The organism is Enterobacter cloacae complex sp. IR5459, from assembly GCF_049238005.1.
Lineage (GTDB): Bacteria > Pseudomonadota > Gammaproteobacteria > Enterobacterales > Enterobacteriaceae > Enterobacter > Enterobacter hormaechei_C.
On sequence record NZ_JBMKIG010000001.1, the window covers coordinates 488,627 to 513,346 of the forward strand.

General features: G+C 56.2%; 20 protein-coding genes. 15 read left to right on the forward strand and 5 right to left on the reverse strand.

Going from position 1 to position 24,720, the window contains the following annotated elements:
• Positions 1-25 precede the first annotated feature (25 nt).
• The 3 genes from mazG to eno all read left to right on the forward strand — a co-directional run bounded on the left by mazG (position 26) and on the right by eno (position 4,059).
• Entirely contained in the window at positions 26-817 is a 792-nt protein-coding gene (gene mazG, locus ACOTX4_RS02345) for a nucleoside triphosphate pyrophosphohydrolase (protein WP_045332263.1), read from the forward strand.
• Positions 818-1,040: 223 nt separating this feature from the next.
• On the forward strand, positions 1,041-2,678 hold the full coding sequence (gene pyrG / locus ACOTX4_RS02350) for a glutamine hydrolyzing CTP synthase (protein ID WP_003862718.1): 1,638 nt from the start codon (positions 1,041-1,043) through the stop codon (positions 2,676-2,678).
• Between the two features lie 82 nt (positions 2,679-2,760).
• Positions 2,761-4,059 carry a phosphopyruvate hydratase gene (gene eno / locus ACOTX4_RS02355; RefSeq protein WP_006811784.1) on the forward strand — a complete coding sequence of 433 codons (1,299 nt, stop codon included), beginning with the start codon at positions 2,761-2,763 and terminating at the stop codon, positions 4,057-4,059.
• 52 nt (positions 4,060-4,111) lie between these two features.
• Here eno and ACOTX4_RS02360 read toward each other — a convergent pair whose 3' ends face one another.
• Entirely contained in the window at positions 4,112-4,936 is an 825-nt protein-coding gene (locus ACOTX4_RS02360) for a MurR/RpiR family transcriptional regulator (protein WP_032610051.1), read from the reverse strand.
• A 166-nt stretch (positions 4,937-5,102) separates the two neighbouring features.
• On the opposite strand from ACOTX4_RS02360, the gene ACOTX4_RS02365 reads away from it, so the two are divergent.
• Genes ACOTX4_RS02365 through queE form a run of 3 tightly spaced genes read left to right on the forward strand, consistent with a single transcriptional unit; the run spans position 5,103 to position 8,095 of the window.
• The gene (locus ACOTX4_RS02365; RefSeq protein WP_032660167.1) at positions 5,103-6,662 is read left to right on the forward strand and encodes a PTS transporter subunit EIIC; all 1,560 of its coding nucleotides are present in this window, start codon (positions 5,103-5,105) and stop codon (positions 6,660-6,662) included.
• Positions 6,662-7,369: an N-acetylmannosamine-6-phosphate 2-epimerase gene (locus tag ACOTX4_RS02370; RefSeq protein ID WP_023314748.1), complete on the forward strand. Its 708-nt coding sequence runs from the start codon at positions 6,662-6,664 to the stop codon at positions 7,367-7,369. Before ACOTX4_RS02365 ends, ACOTX4_RS02370 begins: the two co-directional genes overlap by 1 nt.
• A gap of 54 nt (positions 7,370-7,423) precedes the next feature.
• A complete protein-coding gene (gene queE, locus ACOTX4_RS02375) occupies positions 7,424-8,095 on the forward strand; it encodes a 7-carboxy-7-deazaguanine synthase QueE (RefSeq protein ID WP_006811780.1) in 672 nt (223 codons plus the stop codon).
• A gap of 17 nt (positions 8,096-8,112) precedes the next feature.
• Here queE and ACOTX4_RS02380 read toward each other — a convergent pair whose 3' ends face one another.
• Positions 8,113-9,510, reverse strand: a complete 1,398-nt coding sequence (locus ACOTX4_RS02380; RefSeq protein ID WP_045332260.1) for an MFS transporter — start codon at positions 9,508-9,510, stop codon at positions 8,113-8,115.
• A 27-nt stretch (positions 9,511-9,537) separates the two neighbouring features.
• Positions 9,538-10,707 (reverse strand): M20 aminoacylase family protein, encoded by a 1,170-nt coding sequence (locus tag ACOTX4_RS02385; protein WP_017692754.1) that lies wholly within the window; start codon positions 10,705-10,707, stop codon positions 9,538-9,540.
• A 171-nt stretch (positions 10,708-10,878) separates the two neighbouring features.
• Here ACOTX4_RS02385 and ACOTX4_RS02390 point away from each other — a divergent pair, with 171 nt between their 5' ends.
• Positions 10,879-13,233, forward strand: a complete 2,355-nt coding sequence (locus ACOTX4_RS02390; RefSeq protein WP_045332257.1) for a helix-turn-helix domain-containing protein — start codon at positions 10,879-10,881, stop codon at positions 13,231-13,233.
• On the opposite strand, the gene queD is transcribed toward ACOTX4_RS02390, so the two are convergent.
• Positions 13,218-13,583: a 6-carboxytetrahydropterin synthase QueD gene (gene queD, locus ACOTX4_RS02395; protein ID WP_006811776.1), complete on the reverse strand. Its 366-nt coding sequence runs from the start codon at positions 13,581-13,583 to the stop codon at positions 13,218-13,220. The two genes, ACOTX4_RS02390 and queD, sit on opposite strands and share 16 nt — an antisense overlap.
• Positions 13,584-13,886: 303 nt before the next feature.
• Between queD and cysJ the strand changes: the two genes are divergently transcribed.
• The 3 genes from cysJ to cysH are packed head-to-tail and all read left to right on the forward strand — an operon-like array spanning position 13,887 to position 18,154.
• A complete protein-coding gene (gene cysJ / locus ACOTX4_RS02400; protein ID WP_023314744.1) occupies positions 13,887-15,692 on the forward strand; it encodes an NADPH-dependent assimilatory sulfite reductase flavoprotein subunit in 1,806 nt (601 codons plus the stop codon).
• Positions 15,692-17,404, forward strand: a complete 1,713-nt coding sequence (gene cysI, locus ACOTX4_RS02405; protein ID WP_045337392.1) for an assimilatory sulfite reductase (NADPH) hemoprotein subunit — start codon at positions 15,692-15,694, stop codon at positions 17,402-17,404. The genes cysJ and cysI overlap by 1 nt, the downstream gene beginning before the upstream one ends.
• A 15-nt stretch (positions 17,405-17,419) precedes the next feature.
• Positions 17,420-18,154, forward strand: coding sequence for a phosphoadenosine phosphosulfate reductase (gene cysH, locus ACOTX4_RS02410; RefSeq protein ID WP_003862694.1), 735 nt, complete (start codon positions 17,420-17,422; stop codon positions 18,152-18,154).
• 547 nt (positions 18,155-18,701) lie between these two features.
• Here the strand turns inward: cysH and ACOTX4_RS02415 are convergent.
• On the reverse strand, positions 18,702-19,745 hold the full coding sequence (locus ACOTX4_RS02415) for an aminopeptidase (protein ID WP_023314743.1): 1,044 nt from the start codon (positions 19,743-19,745) through the stop codon (positions 18,702-18,704).
• Between the two features lie 237 nt (positions 19,746-19,982).
• On the opposite strand from ACOTX4_RS02415, the gene cysG reads away from it, so the two are divergent.
• The 5 genes from cysG to ACOTX4_RS02440 are packed head-to-tail and all read left to right on the forward strand — an operon-like array spanning position 19,983 to position 24,683.
• The gene (gene cysG / locus ACOTX4_RS02420; protein ID WP_022651777.1) at positions 19,983-21,341 is read left to right on the forward strand and encodes a siroheme synthase CysG; all 1,359 of its coding nucleotides are present in this window, start codon (positions 19,983-19,985) and stop codon (positions 21,339-21,341) included.
• A gap of 9 nt (positions 21,342-21,350) precedes the next feature.
• Entirely contained in the window at positions 21,351-22,259 is a 909-nt protein-coding gene (gene cysD / locus ACOTX4_RS02425; RefSeq protein WP_006811770.1) for a sulfate adenylyltransferase subunit CysD, read from the forward strand.
• A gap of 9 nt (positions 22,260-22,268) precedes the next feature.
• Positions 22,269-23,693: a sulfate adenylyltransferase subunit CysN gene (gene cysN, locus ACOTX4_RS02430; RefSeq protein ID WP_045331308.1), complete on the forward strand. Its 1,425-nt coding sequence runs from the start codon at positions 22,269-22,271 to the stop codon at positions 23,691-23,693.
• A complete protein-coding gene (gene cysC, locus ACOTX4_RS02435; protein ID WP_022651775.1) occupies positions 23,693-24,298 on the forward strand; it encodes an adenylyl-sulfate kinase in 606 nt (201 codons plus the stop codon). Before cysN ends, cysC begins: the two co-directional genes overlap by 1 nt.
• A gap of 58 nt (positions 24,299-24,356) precedes the next feature.
• The gene (locus tag ACOTX4_RS02440) at positions 24,357-24,683 is read left to right on the forward strand and encodes a DUF3561 family protein (protein ID WP_006811767.1); all 327 of its coding nucleotides are present in this window, start codon (positions 24,357-24,359) and stop codon (positions 24,681-24,683) included.
• Positions 24,684-24,720 lie beyond the last annotated feature (37 nt).

Consider the following 24,720-nt stretch of genomic DNA (forward strand, 5'->3'; position numbering starts at 1 on the left):
GCTCAGGCATTTAATGGAATCTGTTATGACTCAAATCGACCGCCTGCTCGGCATCATGAAACGCCTGCGCGACCCGGAAAACGGCTGCCCGTGGGATAAAGAGCAGACTTTCACCACCATTGCGCCTTACACGCTGGAAGAGACCTACGAAGTGCTGGACGCCATTTCGCGAGAGGATTTCGACGATCTGCGCGGTGAGCTGGGCGACCTGCTGTTCCAGGTGGTGTTCTACGCGCAGATGGCGCAGGAAGAGGGGCGCTTTAACTTTGACGATATCTGCGCCGCTATCAGCGACAAGCTGGAGCGTCGTCATCCGCATATCTTTGGTGATGCCTCCGCAGGTAACAGTGCGGAAGTGCTGGCGCGCTGGGAGCAGATAAAAAGCGCTGAACGCGCTGAAAAATCCCAGCACTCGGCGCTGGACGACATTCCCCTGAACCTTCCCGCGCTGATGCGCGCGCACAAAATTCAAAAGCGCTGCTCGGCGGTAGGGTTTGACTGGACCTCTCTCGGCCCGGTGCTGGAAAAAGTACACGAAGAGATCGACGAAGTGATGCATGAAGCGCAGCAGGCCGTTGTGGATGAAGCAAAGCTGGAAGAGGAGATGGGCGATCTGCTGTTTGCAACCGTCAACCTTTCACGCCACCTCGGTGTAAAAGCGGAAACCGCCCTGCAAAAAGCGAACATTAAATTCGAACGACGCTTTCGCGAAGTTGAGCGGATTGTGGCCTTGCGCGGCCTGGAAATGAGCGGGATTGACCTCGACGCGATGGAAGAAGTCTGGCAGGAAGTAAAACGCCAGGAACATGATCTCTAACGAGATTTTGCGATCAAGCGCAATTTGTGTGATTTTTTAAATGACAAGCGCTTGATTTGCGTCAAAAACATTTACCCAAAAGGGGCTATTTTCTCACTCCTTATGTTTGTCATGGCCTGGAATGGAGACGGAGAATGAAAGTTTGTGGCGCTCGTCGTGTTCGGGTATACTACTTTCCCGTCCTGGTTATTCCATCGTTTCACCCTAACTTCTCAGGTTCAGCATGACAACGAACTATATTTTTGTGACCGGCGGGGTCGTATCCTCTCTGGGTAAAGGCATTGCCGCAGCCTCCCTCGCAGCCATTCTTGAAGCCCGTGGCCTCAATGTGACCATGATGAAACTGGATCCGTACATCAATGTCGATCCTGGCACCATGAGCCCAACCCAACACGGGGAAGTGTTCGTTACTGAAGACGGCGCTGAAACCGATCTGGATCTTGGCCACTACGAGCGTTTCATCCGTACCAAAATGACCCGTCGTAACAACTTTACGACTGGCCGTATCTACTCTGACGTTCTGCGTAAAGAGCGCCGTGGTGACTACCTGGGCGCGACCGTGCAGGTCATCCCGCACATCACTAACGCCATCAAAGAGCGTGTCCTTGCCGGTGGCGAAGGGCATGACGTTGTGCTGGTTGAAATCGGCGGTACCGTGGGGGATATCGAATCCCTGCCGTTCCTCGAAGCGATTCGTCAGCTGGCGGTAGATATTGGTCGTGAGCACGCGCTGTTCATGCACCTGACGCTGGTGCCTTACATGGCGGCAGCTGGTGAAGTGAAAACCAAACCGACTCAGCACTCTGTTAAAGAGCTGCTCTCCATCGGTATTCAGCCTGACATCCTGGTTTGCCGTTCCGATCGCGCGATTCCGGCGAACGAACGTGCGAAAATTGCATTGTTCTGTAACGTGCCTGAAAAAGCCGTTATTTCAATGAAAGATGTCGATTCCATTTATAAAATCCCGGGCCTGTTGAAATCACAGGGTCTGGACGATTATATTTGTAAACGATTCAGCTTGAACTGTCCGGAAGCTAACCTGTCTGAATGGGAGCAGGTGATTTACGAAGAAGCCAATCCGGGCGGCGAAGTGACTATCGGTATGGTCGGCAAGTACATCGAACTGCCAGATGCCTATAAGTCAGTTATCGAAGCGCTGAAACACGGTGGTCTGAAGAATCGCGTCTCTGTGAACATCAAGCTGATTGATTCGCAGGATGTGGAGACGCGCGGCGTCGAAATTCTCAAAGATCTGGATGCGATTCTCATCCCTGGCGGCTTCGGCTACCGTGGTGTTGAAGGCAAGATCGCCACTGCACGCTATGCGCGTGAAAACAATATTCCATACCTCGGTATCTGCCTGGGTATGCAGGTTGCGCTGATTGAATTTGCGCGCAACGTAGCGGGAATGGAAAACGCGAACTCTACGGAATTTGTGCCAGACTGTAAGTACCCTGTTGTGGCGCTGATTACGGAATGGCGCGACGAAGACGGTAACGTCGAAGTCCGTACCGAGAAGAGCGATCTGGGTGGCACCATGCGTCTTGGCGCACAGGCCTGCCAGCTGTCCGACGATAGCGTGGTACGCAAGCTGTACGGCGAGCCGGTCATCACCGAGCGCCATCGTCACCGCTATGAAGTCAACAACATGTTGTTGAAACAAATTGAAGCTGCGGGTCTGCGTGTTGCGGGCCGTTCCGGGGATGATCAGTTAGTCGAGATCATCGAAGTGCCTAACCATCCGTGGTTCGTGGCCTGCCAATTCCACCCGGAATTTACTTCAACGCCGCGTGACGGGCATCCGCTGTTTGCAGGCTTCGTGAAAGCCGCCAGCGAGTACCAGAAGCGTCAGGCGAAGTAAAAAAAGTTAGAACGGCAACGCGTACCTTTGGTACGCGTTGTTTGTCTGGAGTTTTAGTTTAACTTGTACTGAGGAAAATCTAATGTCCAAAATCGTTAAAGTCATCGGTCGTGAAATCATCGACTCCCGTGGTAACCCGACCGTTGAAGCTGAAGTTCATCTGGAAGGTGGTTTCGTCGGTATGGCAGCGGCTCCATCAGGTGCTTCTACAGGTTCCCGCGAAGCGCTGGAACTGCGTGATGGCGACAAATCCCGTTTCATGGGCAAAGGCGTACTGAAAGCGGTTGGCGCTGTTAACGGTCCTATTGCTCAGGCTATCGTTGGCAAAGATGCTAAAGATCAGGCTGGCATCGACAAGATCATGATCGATCTGGACGGTACTGAAAACAAATCTAACTTCGGTGCGAACGCAATCCTGGCGGTTTCCCTGGCGAACGCCAAAGCGGCAGCAGCAGCTAAGGGCATGCCACTGTTCGAGCACATCGCTGAACTGAACGGCACCCCAGGCAAATACTCTATGCCTGTACCAATGATGAACATCATCAACGGTGGTGAGCACGCAGACAACAACGTTGATATTCAGGAATTCATGATTCAGCCAGTTGGCGCGAAAACCCTGAAAGAAGCGGTACGTATGGGTTCTGAAGTGTTCCACAACCTGGCTAAAGTTCTGAAAGCTAAAGGTATGAACACGGCTGTTGGTGACGAAGGCGGCTACGCGCCAAACCTGGGTTCTAACGCAGAAGCACTGGCTGTTATCGCTGAAGCGGTTAAAGCAGCAGGCTACGAGCTGGGCAAAGACATCACCCTGGCGATGGACTGCGCAGCATCTGAATTCTACAAAGACGGTAAATACGTTCTGGCTGGCGAAGGCAACAAAGCGTTCACCTCTGAAGAGTTCACCCACTTCCTGGAAGACCTGACCAAACAGTACCCAATCGTTTCTATCGAAGACGGTCTGGACGAGTCTGATTGGGATGGTTTCGCATACCAGACCAAAGTACTGGGCGACAAAATCCAGCTGGTTGGTGACGATCTGTTCGTAACCAACACCAAGATCCTGAAAGAAGGCATCGAGAAAGGCATCGTTAACTCCATCCTGATCAAATTCAACCAGATCGGTTCTCTGACCGAAACGCTGGCTGCGATCAAAATGGCGAAAGACGCTGGCTACACCGCGGTTATCTCTCACCGTTCTGGCGAAACTGAAGACGCTACCATCGCTGACCTGGCTGTTGGTACCGCTGCTGGCCAGATCAAAACCGGTTCTATGAGCCGTTCTGACCGTGTTGCTAAATACAACCAGCTGATTCGTATCGAAGAAGCGCTGGGCGAAAAAGCACCTTACAACGGTCGTAAAGAGATCAAAGGCCAGGCATAAGCCTGAACCTTCGTTCTTACGAAAAAACCCGCTTCGGCGGGTTTTTTGTTTTCTATAGCAGAAGCGGCAACGTGGCGCTTGCCGTTTGCTGGCTAACGTCACCGTAATGGCTGTCTACTGCAATAAGGGAAGTGGTTAGCAGTTCAACCAGCAGCATCACGCCAACCTTGGCATTGAGCGCACCCGCGCTCAGCGGTCCCTCGGGTTTGGCTGCAACCAGCTGTAAATCGCTCAGGGAGGCCAGCGGGCTGCGGGGCGTATTGCTGAGCGCCAGTACCTTAACGCCCCGCTTGCGGGCTAGCTTCACGACGTGGAGTAAATCGCGGGTCGATCCCGAACTTGAGATAGCGACCACCAGCGTCTCGTCAGACAGCGTTGCCGCATTCATGGCCGCGCGATGCATATCGCTAAACAGCTGCGCGGGTTTGCCCAGCCGCAGGAGCTTGTAATGCAAATATTCCCCCAGAATCGCGCTGGCCGCCACTCCGTAAATTTGCACTGACTGCGCCTGATGCAGGGCCAGTGTCGCCTGTTCAAGCTGGGCCCGGTCGAGGAGTTTTGCGGTATCTTGCAGCGCCTGGACAGACTCATCCACCACGTTATCTATTGCATCTCCTGCCTGACGCTCCGGCAAACCCTGCTGAATATCCAGCGCAAGCGCCATTTTAAATTCGTTATATCCCTTACAGCCCAGCGTGCGGCAAAGGCGTGTGACGCTGGCCTCGCTGGTGCCGCTTTCACGCGCCAGCTCGGTGATCGTCAGGTAGAGCACCCTGGCAGGATCGTTGAGGACAAACTCCCCCAGTTTTTGTTGCGTTGGGCTGTACCCGGAAGCCTCCTGGCGTAGCTTCAGCAGCAGGTTTTCATGGTCCGACATGCTAGATCCTTAATGCGTTTCTCTGCCAACTAGTGTGGCGGAAAGCGGGGGAGAGATGCCAGTCATTTCGAAAAAGTATGATCGGCGTCCTGGTTTTTGGTGGTAATTTTCACAATTTAAAATATATGTGGTAAAAATTTTCATCAACAACCAGGGGGATAAAAAAATGATGCAAATGTTCAGCGGAGCGTCTTCCGGCGGATGGTTTGAAAAAGCGCAGCGCTTTGGCAAATCCTTTATGTTACCCATCGCCATACTGCCCGCAGCAGGTCTGTTGCTGGGGATCGGCGGGGCGCTATCGAATCCGAATACGCTTACCGCGTATCCATTTTTAGACGTTGGCTGGCTACAGGCCATCTTTACCATCATGAGCAGCGCAGGCTCGATTGTGTTTGCAAACCTGTCGGTACTGTTTGCTGTTGGGGTCGCCGTTGGGCTGGCGAAAAATGATAAAGGCACGGCAGGGCTGGCGGCGTTGCTCGCTTATCTGGTGATGAATGCCACTATCAATGCGCTGCTGATCCTGACCGGAAAACTGGCGCATGAGAACCCGGGCGCCGCAGGGCAGGGCATGACGCTGGGTATTCAGACGCTTGAAACGGGCGTGTTTGGTGGGGTAGTTATTGGGCTGGTGACCTGCGCACTGCATCATCGATTCAATAAAATCGCGCTTCCGCAATTCCTGGGCTTTTTTGGCGGCTCGCGCTTCGTTCCCATTATCAGCTCACTGGCGGCGATACTCGTCGGCGCGCTGATGACCGTGGTATGGCCGCATTTTCAGAAGCTGATCTTTGGCCTCGGCGGGCTGGTGGATGCCACCGGCTATCTGGGGACTTTGCTGTACGGCTTCATCCTGCGCATGCTTGGCCCGTTTGGTTTGCACCACATCTTCTATCTTCCGTTCTGGACCACCGCGCTTGGTGGCAGTGAAATTGTTAACGGTCACCTGGTTGAGGGCACGCAGCGGATCTTCTTCGCCCAGCTCGCCGACCCGAACACGCAGCATTTCTATGAGGGCACGTCGCGCTTCATGTCCGGGCGCTTTATTACCATGATGTTTGGCCTGCTGGGCGCCTGCCTTGCGATGTACCACACGGCCAGGCCGGAGAATAAGAAGCGCGTCGCCGGGCTGCTGCTTTCTGCGGCGTTAACTTCTTTCCTGACCGGCATTACTGAGCCTGTCGAGTTCTCATTCCTGTTTATTGCCCCGGTGCTGTACGTCATTCATGCGCTGTTTGACGGGCTGGCGTTCATGCTCGCGCACATTCTGCACATCACCATCGGACAAACTTTCTCCGGCGGGTTTATTGATTTCGTGCTGTTCGGCATTTTGCAGGGGGAAGCGAAAACTAACTGGATGTTCGTCCCGCTGGTGGGCGTACCGTGGTTCTTCCTTTACTACTGTACCTTCCGCTATCTGATCAAACGTTTTGATTTTGCCACGCCGGGCCGTGAAAAGGAGGCGTTGGCTGACGAGGCTACCCTGCCGCAAAGCGAGCGCGCCGCGGCGGTGATCGCCGGGCTGGGAGGAAAAGACAATCTGGATGACGTTGACTGCTGCGCCACGCGCCTTCGCGTCACGGTGAAAGACGGTAGCAAAGTCAATGAATCTGCACTGAAAGCGACCGGCGCGCGCGGCGTCATCGTGCGCGGTAACGGGGTTCAGGTCATCTATGGCCCGCACGTCACCATTATCAAAAACGAAGTGGAAGAGATCTTATCGTAATGAAAACTGTACTGGATAACCTGAAAGGAAAACTGGTCGTCTCCTGCCAGGCGCTGGAAAACGAACCGCTGCACAGCCCGTTTATTATGTCGCGAATGGCGCTGGCGGCGGCCCAGGGCGGTGCCGCTGCGATCCGCGCCAATAGCGTGGTGGATATCGAGGCTATCAAAGGGCTGGTCTCACTGCCGGTCATCGGCATCATCAAACGAGACTATCCGGACAGCGAGGTGTTCATCACCGCGACGCTCAAAGAAGTGGATGAGCTGATGGCGGTCGCCCCGGAGATCGTTGCGCTGGATGCGACCGCCCGGAAACGGCCCGGTGGCGTATCGCTGGACATGCTGATCGCGCAGATCCGCACCCGTTACCCTTCGCTGCTGCTGATGGCGGATATTGCCACCGTGCAGGAGGCCGTGACCGCGCAGGCGCTGGGGTTTGATTGTGTCGGAACCACCCTTTACGGTTATACGGCGGAGACCGCGGGCCATTCGCTACCGGAAAATGACTGCGCGTTTTTGAAAGAGGTGCTGTCTGCCGTCACGATCCCCGTGATTGCCGAAGGTAACGTGAATACCCCCGATCGCGCGGCCAGGTGTCTGGCGCTGGGGGCGCACACGGTTGTCGTCGGCGGGGCGATCACCCGACCGCAGCAAATTACGGAACGGTTTATGGCGGCAATTGGCGCGCAAAGCACCGATGGAGCATGATCATCTGACGGGGATCTGCGATACTTATCGTTTATCCCCTTAACAGAGTTGACTATGCAGTACCCGATTAACGAGATGTTCCAGACCCTTCAAGGCGAGGGTTACTTTACCGGCGTTCCCGCTATCTTTATTCGTTTACAGGGATGCCCGGTTGGCTGCGCCTGGTGTGATACCAAACATACGTGGGATAAGCTCGCAGATCGGGAAGTGTCGCTGTTCAGCATTCTGGCGAAAACCAAAGAGAGCGATAAATGGGGCGCGGGCAGCGCGGAAGATCTGCTTGCCATTATTGGTCGTCAGGGCTGGACGGCGCGGCACGTGGTGATCACCGGCGGGGAACCCTGCATTCATGATCTGATGCCGCTCACCGAACTGCTCGAAAAGAACGGCTATAGCTGTCAGATTGAAACCAGCGGTACCCATGAAGTGCGCTGCTCCCATTCAACGTGGGTAACGGTTTCACCGAAAGTGAATATGCGCGGCGGGTATGACGTACTATCGCAGGCGCTTGAGCGTGCTGATGAGATCAAACATCCGGTGGGGCGCGTGCGTGACATCGAAGCGCTGGATGAACTGCTGGCGACGCTGACGGACGAAAAGCAGCGCGTGATCGCGCTACAGCCTATCAGCCAGAAAGACGATGCAACCCGTCTGTGCATTGAAACCTGTATCGCCCGCAACTGGCGCCTGTCGATGCAGACGCACAAATATTTGAACATTGCCTGATACTTTTGTGGCCCCGCTTAACGCGGGGCTTTTGTTGTTGGCAGTAAAGCCCAGGTCACGACTGCCGACCCAAGGCAAATCGCACTGTTGAACAGCAAGGCATACTGCGCGGCACTGGCCGTTCCCATCGGCAGCCATAGCGCGTACAGCGATGCGGTGACCGCGATACCCATTGCGCCGCCCAGGGAACTGCCCATCTTATAGATCCCTGAAGCCACCCCCACTTTGTTTTCAGGGGCATTCATTACCGCCGTGTCCGTTGAGGGCGTGGCGTAACATCCGAGCCCCAGCCCGAATAAAATATTGCTCAGAAAAACGGTAACAATGTAGACCTCTTTGCTTAAGAAGGTGCATGAAATCAGCGAAATACCTGTTGCGGTCAGCAGCGGGCCGGTCATCATCGGCAGCCTGGCGCCATAGCGCTGAAGCAGTTTTTCACCCACCCGGATCATCGCCAGTACGGTAACCAGATACCCCAGCGTCATCATGCCTGTCTGTAGTGGTGACAGATGATGGCCTTGCTGCAACCAGATGCTGGCGATCATCATGGTGCCAATGCAGCCGTTGAGCAGGAAATTTGAGAATACCGAGGCGCTATAGGCCCGGTTTTTAAAAAGGGCGAAATCGATCAGTGCCGCATCGCCTTTCCGTCGCCCGGTAACGACAAAACACATCAGTGCAATCACGGCTCCACACAGTACAAGAAGCGATAAACTGCTGCTCCAGCCCCAGCTGTGTCCTTTGCTAATAAACAGATTGAACAGCACCAGCATAAGGACAAAACTCACCAGGCCGCTGATATCCAGTTTGTGTCGACACGCATCAGGGCTGCGGCTTTCCGGGGTGGCGCGGATAAGCAATAGCGCCGCCAGAGCCACCACCATGGAGAAAATAAATATCCAGCGCCAGCCCAGCGTGGTGGCGATGGCGCCTCCCACAAACGAGCTCAGGCCACTGCCGCCCCAGGAGCCGATAACCCAAAAGCTGATGGCGCGCTGGCGTGCTTTACCGTCATACCAGGTCTTAATCAGCGCCAGCGTGGCGGGCATGATGCAGGCCGCTGATAGCCCCTGTATCGCTCTTCCCAACAGAAACAGGACGGGCTCCCATGAAATGAACAGCAGACCACTCCCGATCATGCTCAGTATCAGGCCAATCATGGTCAGGCGCATGCGCCCATACTTATCGGCAAACCCACCGCAGGCGACGACAAAACAGCCGCTGAACAACGCGCTAAGGCTGACGGCCAGCGTAAGGGTTTCGAGGGCAATATCGAGGCTATTCTGCATGGCCGGAACCACGTTGATAACCGACTGGGCAAACAGCCAGAATGTCAGAACGCTCATGACGATACCCGCCAGCAGCCGATCGTTACCGGCGTAGGCGGATGCGCCTGTCAGGGAAACGGTACTCATAGTGCAGCCCTCCCGGGAAGGTGCGAATCAGCGCAGATAGTGTTCGGTCAGTGCGGCCCACAGCGCCGCGCCGGTGAGGAGAATGTTGTCGTTAAAGTCGTAGCCCGGGTTATGTACCATGCAGCGGTCAGGCTCATCCCCGGCGCCAAGCGTGAAATAGCATCCATTGGGATTTTTCTCGAGCATGAAAGCAAAGTCCTCGCTGCCCATAAACGCATTGACCTCCGCGACGGCATCCTGACCGAACAGATCGGTGGCGACGCTGCGCACCATCTCGTTGGCTTGCGGATTGTTTTTCAGTACCGGGCTGCCGTTAATGTGTCGAATGGTGGCCGTCGCATTGAAACTTTCCGCCTGTGCAACGGCGATATCATGGATACGCTGTAGCACGGTTTGCCGCACGCGTTCATCCAGCGTGCGCACGGTAAGTTTCATCAACACTTTGTCGTTGATAATGTTAGGGGCGTGCCCGGCCTGAATGCTGCCTACGGTAACGACGGCTGGCTGGAAGGGGGTAATGTTGCGCGAAACAATCGACTGCAACGCGATAGTGATATGACAGGCAACCAGGGTGGCGTCAACGGTATGTTCTGGCACCGCACCGTGACCCCCCACGCCGTTAACCTCAATATGAAGGGTGTCGGAAGAGGCCATCATGGCGCCATCGCGCAGACCAATTTTTCCGAGGGGCTGTGACGGCATATTGTGCAGACCAAAGATGTGGTCGCAGGGGAACAGGTCAAACAAACCGTCCTCTACCATAACGCGTCCGCCATACAGAAGTTCTTCCGCGGGCTGAAAAATAAGGTGCAGCGTGCCGTTAAAATTACGGGTGCGTGCCAGGTACTCCGCTGCATACAGGAGCGTTGTGGTGTGGCCGTCATGACCGCAGCCGTGGAATTTACCCTCAACGGTACTGCTCCACGCCTTGCCGTTGTTTTCCTGCATTGGCAGCGCATCCATATCGGCGCGCAGGCCCAGGCGTTTATGCCCGTTACCCACCTTCAGTGTGCCGACCACACCGGTTTTCGCCAGCCCGCGATGAACCTCATATCCCCATTCCTGAAGCAGCGCAGCAACGCGATCGCTCGTGTTGTGCTCCTCAAAACCAATTTCAGGATGCTGATGAAAATAGCGCCGTAATTCAGTGAACCGAGCTTCGTTGCCACGCAGAGCTTCGATAATTGGATGTGTCATTTTTGTTATCCTTTTTCTGCCAAACGATGATAATTTCGAGTCTATGACGATCGTCCCGCCTGAAAATGCATTTTTTTGTTGTAAAGCGACGGCTTTATTTTGATTGTTTTTCATACAATTCAGTTATGACAAAAAAGAGCAGGTCATTATTTGTCTTTGATGAGGGGTAAGATGGCGCAACGGGGAGATGAATTTTGGATAGAGATTCAGGACATTCGCCACTGCGTGGAGGATGAAGGCGATACGCTAACGTTGCTCTGGGTGCTGGAAGGGCGGGCAGAGCTGAACACCGATGCGGGACGTGACATCCTGGAGGCCAATACCCTTGCCATCATAAACCGTCATCGGCGCTGGCAGTTCACGAGCGAAACGGCAAATGTCACCCTGCGCGTAACCCTTTCCGGGCGCTGGGTCGTCCAGCTCTGCAATGATTTTTTTGCCCATGATTATGCTGTACCGGCAGAAGCCGGAGGCGTCTGGCCCCAGTGCGATGCGCTTCGCGATCTGCTGCGCCAGCTTCTTGTGGTCACCCTCATCAACGACCCGCACCGCTACCGGCTGGAGGCGTACCGCTGGCTGAGCGAGATTTTGCTGTTGCTGACCAGCCGCTTTCAACAGCCCGCCCGTATGCTGTCCCGGGAACTTTCCTCAGCGCACAGCAAACGCATCGCCCGGGTGATAGAGCGAATCAATGCCAGTTATTCCCGCCGTATTACGCTTGCGGAAATCGCCGCGAGTGAATATGTTTCTGAAGCCTGGCTCTCTCGTCTCTTTCGCAAGGAGGTGGGGATCAGTTTCATGCAGTACATCACCCGCCTGCGGCTGGAAAAGGCGGCCAACGCTCTCCGGCTGACGAACCGACCGCTGCACCAGATTGCGCTTGAGCAGGGTTTCGCCAGCACGCGCATGATGAGCGATCGGTTCAGGCGTGTTCACAATATGTCTCCGGGTGAGTTTCGTAAGGCCCGACGCCAGCACCCGGAGGCGGCACGTATTCGGACGGACAGGCGTGAGCAGCGCTATCCGGTCGCCGTGGACAAGCTGTTTAGCCTGCTCAATGAACCGGTGGCGCGCGGTTGGGGAGCCTCGCCGCTCGTCGTTCACCCGCAGCAGGAGCAGAGACTGGATCTTGAGCAGCTCAATCCTCTTTCTGCCTCGCTGCGCCGTATGCGGGTGGTCATTACCCTGCGTGAGCTCGACGATTTGCTCCGTGAGGACGTTCGACAAAATCTGGAGGCGATAAATGAGGCCATTCCCATTGAGGGAATTGATATCGCCGAACCTTTTCTCAGCAGTCGTCTGTTTGCTACCGGGTGGGATGACCCCCAGATGGCGGGCTACGCCTGCTGGTACAATCTGCATCAGCTCTTCACCTGGCTGGCAAAAAAGCAGTGGACGGTGCTACTGCACACCGGCGTAACCACCCGTCGCGATCTTCTCACCCGCTTTTTACAACAGTCGGTTAATCATTTTTCGCCAGAAATCACCGCGGGCTGGCACTTCGTCATGCACTGGTCAACACAGGCGAGTGAGGAGACCCGGGAGCAGGTCTGGCTGGCCCAGCAAAAGGCAATACGAACTTATCTTCCGCAGGCAAAGTTTGGTTTATGGCACCGATTTGCCCCCGTCAGCGCGGGCGTAAGCGACGATACCCTGTTCAGTTCAGACATCCTGATGCAGGCCGATTTTCTTGCCTGCTCTGCCGATGCCAATGAACTTCTCGATCCCGCGCAGCTGGAGGTAACCCCTCTCTCCTCAACGGAAAATTATCCGATACTGAAGGTCCGCCAGATCCTCGCTGACCTTCGCCTGCGAAAATGTTCGCTTCCCGTCTGGCTTCTCTCCTGGAATACCCTCACCGGCAACACGCGGGCGACAAACGGCTGGTTTTTTCGTGGGGCGCTGCTGATGCAGAACCTGCTCGGGCTTTCGGAGCAGGTCTGGCTGGCGGGATTCTGGCTCAATTCGGGCCTTCAGGGAGAAGCCCGTGCGAACAACACCATCGATACCTCAAGCCTTGCGCTACAGTATAACCATGGTCTGCCGCGTCCGGTTTATTGGGTACTCTGGCTCTGGCAACGTCTGCGGGGCGAGGTGCTGGTCAATGATAAGCGTGTCCTGCTTACGCGCCATCGCAATGGTTATCAGCTGTTGCTGCGTAATGTGGTGGTTTTTAATCCGCTCCTATCCAGTGAAGAAGCCTTCATCCAGCGTTTTCGCCAGCAGTATCATTTACACCTGAAGGGAATGCGCGGTAAATGGCGAATTAAATGTCATCTGTTTGATCAGCACAACGGCGCGCTCTATCCGTTGCTTGAAGGGGTTGGCAGCGAAAGCGGCCCTGATGAAGAGATGTGGCGCTGGATAGCGCATAAAGCGCGTCCAACGCTTTCCGTACGCGATGAACGCCTTTATGACGGCTGGCAACTGAGTGAATCACTGGAGAGTAATGCGCTGGTGCTCTACGAGTTTACGCCGCTCGTGCCTCGTGAGGCCGAAACGGAGGAGATTCACTCCCCGCGGTAGACGCAGCCTGCCGTGCAGGTCTCTTTGATCATCACCGCGCTCAGCAGCGGGACCAGCGGTTTCATCTGATCCCAAATCCATTTCGCCAGCACCTCGCTGGTCGGGTTTTCAAGGCCCGGAATATCATTCAGATAGTAGTGATCGAGACGATCGTAGGTCGGCTTAAACGCGGCCTTCAGTTCGGCAAAGTCCATGATCCAGCCCGTATGGGGATCGACTTCACCGGTGATTTCAAGACGCACCATAAACGAGTGTCCATGCAGGCGGCCACATTTGTGCCCGGCAGGAACGTGTGGAAGGTGGTGTGCGGCTTCGAAGGTGAAATCTTTAAACAGTGTGGTGGACATCATAGCTCTCAGGAATGCGGAAAAAACCGCCGCATAGTACCGGAAAGCACAATTTTTATCATTAACTAAAACGGCTCTGAACTGTCGCCGCCTCGTATTCATGGCGTTTATCGACTTTTGTTGTTTTATTTCAGACAGTTGTTTAATCGCTTTTATCGTTAAGAACGATAACTAAAACAGGTTAGTCCATTTGGTTATTTATTATTTCCATCCCTTCTTTAATTGTTATTATCCCCGCCGTTAACCTTATCTTCAGTTTGGATTTATTCGCTTAAAGTCCGCTTTGCTACTGGAACATAACGACGCATGACAACACAGGCCCCACCTTCAAATTTGCTTCCCCTTAACCCGGAGCAACTGGCGCGCCTCCAGGCCGCGACTTCCGATTTTTCACCCACCCAGCTCGCCTGGGTCTCCGGCTATTTCTGGGGAATGCTGAACCAGCAGCCGGGTGCTGTGGCTGGCGTCCCGCCAACGGCCGTTGAAATTCCTGCCATCACGCTTATCTCCGCTTCGCAAACGGGTAATGCCCGTCGTGTGGCCGAAGCGCTGCGTGATGACCTGCTCGCCGCGAAGCTGAACGTTAACCTGGTCAACGCCGGGGATTATAAATTCAAACAGATCGCGTCAGAAAAACTGCTGGTGGTGGTGGCGTCAACGCAGGGCGAAGGCGAGCCTGCGGAAGAAGCCGTCGCGCTGCATAAGTTCCTGTTCTCGAAAAAAGCGCCAAAGCTCGAGGGCACCGCCTTTGCCGTCTTCGGCCTCGGTGATACGTCCTATGAATTTTTCTGCCAGTCCGGTAAAGATTTCGACAGCAAGCTGGCGGAGCTGGGCGCAGAGCGCCTGCTGGATCGCGTAGACGCTGATGTCGAATACCAGGCCGCCGCCGCCGAATGGCGGGCGCGCATCGTTGAGGTGCTGAAGGCCCGCGTCCCGAAAGAGACGCCAGCGCAGGCCGCCGTTACCGCAGCGGGCACCGTCAACGAAATCCACACCAGCCCTTACACGAAAGAGGCGCCGCTGACGGCGAGCCTGTCGGTAAACCAGAAAATCACGGGCCGTGATTCGGAAAAAGACGTGCGCCATATCGAAATCGATCTCGGTGACTCCGGCCTGCGTTATCAGCCTGGCGATGCGCTGGGCGTCTGGTATCAGAACGATCCGGCGCTGGTGAAAGAGCTGGTCGAACTGCTGTGGCTGAAAGGCACGGAGCCGGTCCAGGTGGAGGGTAAAACCTTACCGCTCTCTGAGGCGCTTCAGTGGCATTTCGAGCTGACGGTGAACACCGCCAACATCGTTGAAAACTACGCCACCTTAACCCGCAGCGAATCGCTCCTTCCGCTGGTCGGGGATAAGGCGAAGTTACAGCAATACGCGGCGACAACGCCGATTGTCGATATGGTGCGTTTCTCACCGGCACAGCTGGATGCCGACGCGCTGATCGGCCTGCTGCGTCCACTGACGCCGCGTCTTTACTCCATCGCCTCCTCACAGGCGGAAGTGGAAAACGAAGTCCACATCACCGTTGGCGTGGTGCGTTACGACATCGAAGGCCGCGCGCGGGCGGGCGGGGCCTCGGGCTTCCTGGCCGACCGCGTGGAAGAAGAGGGCGAGGTGCGCGTCTTTATCGAGCACAACGACAACTTCCGTCTGCCGGCGAACCCGGAAACGCCGGTGATCATGATTGGCCCGGGCACCGGCATCGCACCGTTCCGCGCCTTTATGCAGCAGCGTGCAGCGGACGAGGCACCGGGTAAAAACTGGCTGTTCTTCGGCAACCCGCATTTTACCGAGGATTTCCTCTACCAGGTTGAATGGCAGCGCTACGTCAAAGAGGGTGTGCTGACCCGCATCGATCTGGCCTGGTCTCGTGACCAGAAAGAAAAAGTATACGTACAAGACAAACTGCGCGAACAGGGCGCAGAGCTGTGGCGCTGGATCAATGACGGTGCCCACATTTATGTCTGCGGCGACGCCAATCGCATGGCGAAAGACGTTGAGCAGGCACTGCTGGAAGTGATTGCCGAATTCGGCGGTATGGATGCCGAAACGGCGGATGAATTTTTAAGTGAGCTGCGCGTAGAGCGCCGTTATCAGCGAGATGTCTACTAATGAGCGAAAAACATCCTGGCCCACTGGTGGTCGAAGGCAAACTGTCTGATGCCGAGCGCATGAAGGTAGAGAGCAACTACCTGCGCGGTACCATTGCCGAAGATTTAAATGACGGCCTGACCGGCGGTTTCAAAGGCGACAACTTCCTGCTGATCCGTTTCCACGGTATGTACCAGCAGGACGACCGCGATATCCGCGCCGAACGTGCCGAGCAGAAGCTGGAGCCGCGTCACGCGATGCTGCTGCGCTGTCGTCTGCCGGGTGGCATCATCACCACCAAACAGTGGCAGGCGATCGACAAGTTTGCCCATGACAACACGATTTACGGCAGCATTCGTCTGACCAACCGTCAGACCTTCCAGTTCCACGGCATTCTGAAGAAGAACGTCAAGCCGGTTCACCAGATGCTGCACTCCGTGGGTCTGGACGCGCTGGCGACCGCCAACGACATGAACCGTAACGTGCTCTGCACCTCGAATCCGTACGAGTCCGAACTGCACGCCGAAGCGTACGAGTGGGCAAAAAAAATCTCCGAACATCTGCTGCCACGTACCCGCGCCTATGCGGAGATCTGGCTCGATCAGGAGAAAGTCGCCACCACCGATGAAGAGCCGATCCTCGGTCAGACCTACCTGCCGCGTAAGTTCAAAACCACGGTGGTGATCCCGCCGCAGAACGATATCGACCTGCACGCCAACGACATGAACTTCGTGGCGATTGCCGAAAACGGCAAGCTGGTCGGCTTTAACCTGCTGGTGGGCGGCGGTTTGTCCATTGAGCATGGGAACAAGAAAACCTACGCCCGCACCGCGAGCGAGTTCGGCTTCCTGCCGCTGGAGCACACGCTGGCTGTGGCTGAGGCGGTGGTTACTACCCAGCGCGACTGGGGTAACCGTACCGACCGTAAAAATGCGAAAACCAAATACACTCTGGAGCGCGTAGGCGTCGAGACGTTCAAAGAAGAAGTGGAGCGTCGCGCGGGCATCAAGTTTGAGCCGATCCGCCCTTACGAATTTACCGGTCGCGGCGATCGCATCGGCTGGGTTAAAGGTATCGATAATAAATGGCACCTGACGCTGTTTATCGAAAACGGCCGTATTCTTGATTATCCGGGCCGTCCGCTGAAAACCGGCCTGCTGGAAATCGCGAAGATCCACAAAGGCGAGTTCCGTATCACCGCTAACCAGAACCTGATCGTCGCCAGCGTGCCGGAAAGCGAAAAGGCGAGAATTGAAGAGCTGGCCCGCGAGCACGGGTTGATGAATGCGGTGAGCGTGCAGCGTGAAAACTCGATGGCCTGCGTGTCGTTCCCGACCTGTCCGCTGGCGATGGCCGAAGCCGAGCGTTTCCTGCCGTCCTTCACTGATAAAGTGGAAGCGATTCTGGAAAAACACGGTATTCCGGACGAGCATATTGTTATGCGCGTGACGGGCTGCCCGAACGGCTGCGGCCGCGCGATGCTGGCCGAACTCGGTCTGGTAGGGAAAGCGCCGGGTCGCTATAACCTGCACCTGGGCGGTAACCGTATCGGGACGCGTATTCCGCGTATGTTCCGCGAGAACATCACCGAGCCGGAAATTCTCGATTCCCTCGACGTGCTTATCGGACGCTGGGCGAAAGAGCGCGAAGCGGGTGAAGGCTTCGGCGACTTTACGGTACGTGCGGGCATCATTCGCCCGGTGCTCGATCCCGCAAGGGATTTCTGGGAGTAACCACGAGAGGTAATTATGTCCGTACTCGATCTAAACGCGCTTAACGCATTGCCAAAAGTCGAACGCATTCTGGCACTCGCGGAAACTAACGCCCAACTGGAAAAGCTGGACGCCGAAGGGCGCGTGGCGTGGGCGCTGGAAAACCTGCCGGGAGACTATGTGCTTTCGTCGAGCTTTGGCATTCAGGCGGCGGTCAGTCTGCATCTGGTGAATCAGATCCGTCCGGACATTCCGGTGATCCTCACCGATACCGGCTATCTGTTCCCGGAGACCTATCAGTTTATCGACGAGCTGACGGATAAGCTCAGGCTGAACCTGAAAGTCTACCGTGCGACGGAAAGCGCGGCCTGGCAGGAGGCGCGTTACGGCAAGCTGTGGGAGCAGGGCGTTGAGGGCATTGAGAAATACAATGAGATCAACAAGGTCGAGCCGATGAACCGGGCGCTAAAAGAACTGAACGCTCAGACCTGGTTTGCGGGCCTGCGCCGCGAGCAGTCCGGGAGCCGGGCCACGCTGCCGGTGCTGGCGGTGCAGCGCGGCGTGTTCAAAGTGCTGCCGATCATCGACTGGGATAACCGCACGGTGTACCAGTATCTGCAAAAGCACGGGCTGAAGTACCATCCGCTGTGGGATCAAGGCTACCTGTCGGTAGGCGACACCCACACCACGCGTAAATGGGAACCGGGAATGGCGGAAGAAGAGACGCGATTCTTCGGGCTGAAGCGCGAGTGCGGGCTGCACGAAGGGTAATGTTTTTTCGCCCGGTGGCGCTGCGCTTACCGGGCCTACAAAGGCTTAATTCTCCCTCTCTCCGTGGGTAGAGGGTTCCCCAGTAATTTGAAAGCAAAAGCGATAACGTTGCCTCAGAATAACTGAGGGCTTTCAGCGATGCCTCGGTCCGGCTGTAAATCGCTGAGGCGTTTCCTGTAGGCCGGGGCGAGGCGCAGGGATGCGCCGAGAGGGCGGGCTTTACAGGGATGTTACCTCCGCCCGTCCCCGATAAGCCGGAAGGAATGAGCCGAAGGCACCGCGAAGCGGCGATTTTCCGCCGGAAGCCCGGGTCGCCAGGGTGGTGGCGACTGAGCCACCCTGGCACGTTCACCGGTCATGTCGTGACAGAGTAGCAAGGAACATAAAGTGAACGGAATGACCACCAGAGCCGTATGTTCCCCCTCACCCCAGCCCTCTCCCTCAAGGGAGAGGGGGCCGTCTGTGCAGGCATTATTTTGTGGGGAACCCTCAGCCCCGTGGGAGAGGGTTGGGGTGAGGGCATAAGGCCGCACTATGCTTAACGGCCTCAGGCTTTCCCCGCTTTCGCCAGCTCCTTCACCAGCGGCAGCATCACTTTAACGACATCCCGGCTGCGGTGCTCAATCCGCTGCGGCAGCGCTTTATCAATGTGCTGCTGATTATCCAGCCGCACATCATGCCAGCTGGTCCCGTCCGGGAACGCTTTCGATTTGCTGCGCTGCTGATAGCCATCTTTTTTGCCCAGCGCCCAGTTCGTCGCCTCGACGTACAGCACCGGAATGCCCGCCTTATCAAACACTTCACCGTCATTACAGCAGCCTGTGCCTTTAGGATACTCTGGGTTACCGCCCGGATTTGTCGCGGCATAGACGCCATGCGTGCGGGCAAGCGCCAGCGCGCGGTCGCGGGTGAGTTTACGTACGCTGCTCGGCGTGCTCTGTCCGCTATTAAAATAGAGCTTATCCCCCACGATCAGATTATCGAGGTTAATCACCAGCAACGTATTTTTCTTCTCCTCAGCGCTCATGCGCTTAAGGAGATTCTCAGCGCCGAGTTTTCCTTCTTCTTCGCCGCTGGTCGCAACAAAGCGAATGCTGTATTTCGTCGGAATATTCTTCAGGCGTTCGGCCAGCTCAAGCATCACGCCCAGACCCGCCGCATTATCATCCAGTCCCTGAAGCGTCAGCCCGCCGAGATTATTATCGACATCGGCATCGCTCAACGGCGTGTAGGTATCAAGGTGCGCCATAATAATAATCTGCTCAGCCGCCTTTCCTTCGTGCGCCGCAATGACCGTGCTGCCGGTTACGTTATGCCAGTTTTGCGTTTTATTGCGAGTGGTATAGATGTAGCGGCTGTGGAAAGCGCGAATGTCGCTTTCATAGCCCATATCCGCAAACTGCTGACGAATATAGTCTGCCGAGAGCATCTCGGCTGGGGTTCCGGTCATACGGCCCGGAAAGACCGTCGCAATATGCCGCGCCTGCATACTGGCTATTTCACCGTAAGATGGATTTTTTGCCTGAGCCGGAAGGATAAAGCAAACGCCGAGCGCCAGGGCAACGAATCGGTGGCGCATTGCGGAAAACATAGTGAGTCCTTAAAAACAGAGCAAAATTTTAACCCGCATAGTATGAAACTGTGATCGGGTAGACACAATTTGAATTGCTCTTAAATGCCCGAAATTTCGCGTGTTAAGCACTTTTTGATATTTGCTTTTCCACGGCGTTATTCCATTGAGTAACTACTCATTCCAATTCGTAATTTCATTCGATCTAAGCCGCCCCCTATAGTCCCTTTATTCGTGGTTGTTAGTGAGTTGTTGCCTGTGGACTATCTCCCCCTTTTTGCTGCCTTAAAAGACCGACCGGTATTGGTTGTCGGGACGGGTGAAATTGCCGATCGCAAAATCGCCTTCCTGCAACGCGCCGGGGCGCAGGTGCAGATCGTTGCAGAGGCGGATTTTGCAGAGTCTCAGATCGACAGCGTGGTACTGGTGATTGCGGCAACCGAAGATCGGGCGCTCAACAGCCGAATCTCCGACGCAGCCCAGGCCCGTCACCGCCTGGTGAACGTGGTAGACGACCAGCCGTTATGTTCATTTATCTTCCCGTCGATTGTCGACCGCTCGCCGCTGCTGGTGGCGATCTCCTCCGGCGGCACCGCCCCGGTGCTGGCGCGCGTGCTGAGAGAAAAAATCGAAGCGCTGCTTCCGACCAGCCTCGGACGTATGGCGGAGAAGGCCAGCTACTGGCGCAACCATCTGAAAACGCGTCTGACCAGCGTGACGGAACGCCGTCGCTTCTGGGAGCGTGTGTTTCGCGGCCGCTTTGCCAGCCTGATGCAGGCCGGTAACGAGACGGCGGCGCAACAAATCCTCGAAGACGAACTGGATAACCCCGGCAGTACGGGCGGGGAGATCATTCTGGTGGGCGCCGGGCCGGGCGATGCCGGGCTGCTCACGCTGCGTGGCCTCCAGGTTCTTCAGGATGCGGATGTCGTGTTCTACGACCACCTGGTCACCGACGGTATTCGCGAGCTGATCCGCCGTGACGCGGAGCAAATCTGCGTCGGCAAACGTGCCGGCGAGCACTCCGTGCCGCAGCACGACACCAATCAAATGCTGATTGCCGCTGCGAAAGCGGGCAAAACCGTGGTGCGCCTGAAAGGGGGCGATCCGTTTATCTTCGGTCGTGGTGGCGAGGAGTTGCAGGCGGCAGCCGAAGCGGGCGTCCCGTTCCAGGTGGTTCCCGGCATTACGGCGGCGTCTGCCGTCACGGCCTACGCCGGTATTCCGCTGACCCATCGCGATTACGCCCAGAGCGTGACCTTTGTGACCGGGCACTATAAAGCCGACAGTACGCCGTTTGACTGGTCGCATCTCGCCCAGAGCCGGCAAACGCTGGCGATTTATATGGGCACGATGAAAGCGGCAGACATCAGCGAACAGCTTATTCAGCACGGTCGCGATGCGGCGACGCCGGTAGCGGTGATCTCCCGCGGGACACGCGTCGATCAGCATGTCGCCATCGGCACTTTACAAGACCTTGCAACCCTGGCGAAAGACGCCCCAATGCCCGCCCTGATTGTGGTGGGAGAAGTGGTGCAGCTGCACAGCACGCTCGCCTGGTTCCAACACACAACCGACACAGAAGGCTTTGGCGCTTCTGTTATAAATTTGGCTTAAGGAACGGTTATGGACCAAAAACGACTTACTCACCTGCGGCAGCTCGAAGCGGAAAGTATCCACATTATCCGCGAAGTGGCCGCCGAGTTTTCTAACCCGGTGATGATGTACTCCATCGGTAAAGATTCCAGCGTCATGCTGCACCTGGCGCGTAAAGCGTTTTATCCGGGTACGCTGCCGTTCCCGCTGCTGCACGTGGATACCGGCTGGAAATTCCGCGAGATGTACGAGTTTCGTGACCGTACCGCCAAAGCCTACGGCTGCGAGCTGCTGGTGCACAAAAACCCGGAAGGGGTGGCGATGGGTATCAACCCGTTCGTGCACGGCAGCGCCAAGCATACCGACATCATGAAAACCGAAGGGCTGAAGCAGGCGCTGAATAAATACGGTTTTGATGCGGCCTTCGGCGGCGCGCGCCGTGACGAAGAGAAATCCCGCGCCAAAGAGCGTATCTACTCTTTCCGCGACCGCTTCCACCGCTGGGACCCGAAAAACCAGCGTCCGGAGCTGTGGCACAACTACAACGGCCAGATCAACAAGGGCGAAAGCATTCGCGTCTTCCCGCTCTCCAACTGGACCGAGCTGGATATCTGGCAGTATATCTATCTGGAAAATATTGAGATCGTTCCGCTGTATCTGGCGGCCGAGCGCCCGGTGCTGGAGCGCGACGGCATGCTGATGATGATCGACGACGATCGCATTGATTTACAGCCGGGCGAAGTGATCAAAAAACAGATGGTCCGTTTCCGTACTCTCGGCTGCTGGCCGTTGACCGGCGCGGTGGAATCCAGTGCGCAGACGCTGCCGGAGATCATCGAGGAGATGCTGGTGTCGACTACCAGTGAGCGACAGGGGCGCGTGATTGACCGCGACCAGGCAGGCTCCATGGAGCTGAAGAAACGTCAGGGTTATTTCTAAGGAGCCGCCATGAATACGACTATTGCCCAACAAATTGCCGATGAAGGCGGCGTAGAAGCTTATCTGCACGCCCAACAGTACAAAAGTCTGCTGCGTTTCCTGACCTGCGGCAGCGTGGATGACGGGAAAAGTACCCTGATAGGACGTCTGCTGCACGACACGCGCCAGATCTACGAAGATCAGCTCTCTTCCCTGCACAATGACAGTAAACGCCACGGCACCCAGGGCGAAAAACTCGACCTGGCGCTGCTGGTAGACGGCTTGCAGGCGGAGCGCGAGCAGGGCATTACCATTGATGTCGCCTATCGCTACTTCTCTACCGAAAAGCGCAAATTTATTATCGCCGACACCCCGGGGCACGAGCAGTACACCCGTAACATGGCGACCGGCGCGTCCACCTGTGATCTGGCGATCCTGCTGATTGACGCCCGTAAAGGTGTGCTGGATCAGACTCGTCGTCACAGCTTTATCTCTACGCTGCTGGGGATCAAACATCTGGTGGTGGCGGTGAACAAAATGGATCTGGTGGACTACAGCGAAGCGCGATTCGACGAGATCCGTCAGAGCTACCTGACCTTTGCTGAACAGCTGCCGGGCAACCTCGATATTCGCTTTGTGCCGCTGTCGGCGCTGGAAGGGGATAACGTCGCCTCTCAGAGCGGGAACATGCCGTGGTACAGCGGCCCGACGCTGCTGGAAGTGCTGGAAACCGTTGAAATTCAGCGCGTGGTTGATACCCAGCCGATGCGCTTCCCGGTGCAATACGTGAACCGTCCGAACCTCGATTTCCGCGGCTTCTCGGGCACCATTGCGTCCGGCTCGGTCAAAGTGGGCCAGCGCGTGAAGGTGCTGCCGTCCGGTGTGGAATCGGCCATTGCCCGAATCGTCACCTTTGATGGCGATCTGGAGGAAGCCGGAGCAGGTGAAGCGGTAACCCTGGTACTGAAAGACGAAATTGATATCAGCCGCGGCGACCTGCTGGTCGACGCGCAGGAAACGCTGGCGGCGGTGCAGGGCGCATCCGTGGACGTGGTGTGGATGGCGGAACAGCCGCTGACCGCAGGCCAGAGCTATGACATTAAAATCGCCGGCAAGAAAACCCGCGCCCGCGTGGACGGCATTCAGTTCCAGGTGGACATCAACAACCTGACCCACCGTGACGTGAGCGAGCTGCCGCTGAACGGCATCGGTCTGGTGGATATGACCTTCGACGAGCCGCTGGTGCTGGATCCGTATCAGCAGAACCCTGTTACGGGCGGGCTCATCTTCATTGACCGCCTGACTAACGTTACCGTCGGTGCCGGCATGGTGCGCGAGCCTGACGCGCAGGCGAGCGTGACGTCTGAGTTCAGCGCCTTCGAGCTGGAACTGAACGCGCTGGTGCGTAAGCACTTCCCGCACTGGGGCGCACGCGATCTGCTGGGAGGCAAGTGATGGCCGCCCATGATGAGAACGTCGTGTGGCATCCTCATCCGGTCACCGTCGCCCAGCGCGAACAGCTCCACGGTCACCGTGGGGTTGTGCTGTGGTTTACCGGGCTGTCTGGCTCCGGTAAATCCACGGTGGCAGGCGCACTGGAAGAGGCGCTGCATCAGCAGGGGGTGAGCACCTACCTGCTGGACGGCGACAACGTGCGTCACGGCCTGTGCAGCGATTTAGGGTTCAGCGATGAAGATCGTAAAGAGAACATTCGTCGGGTGGGGGAAGTCGCCAGCCTGATGGCGGATGCCGGGCTGGTGGTGCTGACGGCGTTTATCTCACCGCACCGCGCCGAACGTCAGATGGTGCGTGAGCGCGTGGGGCAGAATCGCTTTATTGAAGTGTTTGTGGATACCCCGCTGGCAATCTGCGAAGCGCGCGATCCTAAAGGGCTGTACAAAAAAGCCCGCGCGGGAGAGCTGCGAAACTTCACCGGCATTGACTCCGTTTACGAAGCGCCTGAATCCCCTGAGATTCAGCTGGAAGGTCAACAATTGGTAACAAATTTAGTAAGCCAATTATTAGACCTGCTCAGACGGGACGATATTATCAGATCCTGAGACGGTATCGTTCGGGAGCTGTCTTCCCGAGCGATGAGTCACGGTCACAGGATTAGCTATGCGCAACAGTGAAAACTACATGATTACCACCGGGTCGGAACCGTTAACGACCGACGACGAGACGACCTGGTCCTTCCCTGGGGCGATAGTCGGCTTTGTGTCGTGGCTACTGGCGCTGGGTATCCCGTTTTTGATCTACGGTGGTAACACCCTCTTTTTCTTCCTCTATACCTGGCCTTTCTTTTTGGCGCTGATGCCCGTTGCGGTGGTTGTGGGCGTGGCGCTGCACTCCCTTTTCAACGGCAAGCTCCTGTATAGTACGCTCATCACTATCGCCACCGTTGTGGTCATCTTTGGCCTGCTGTTTTTATGGCTGATGGGCTAACTTACGGCATAATTAAAACCCCGCAGTAGAGTCCAGC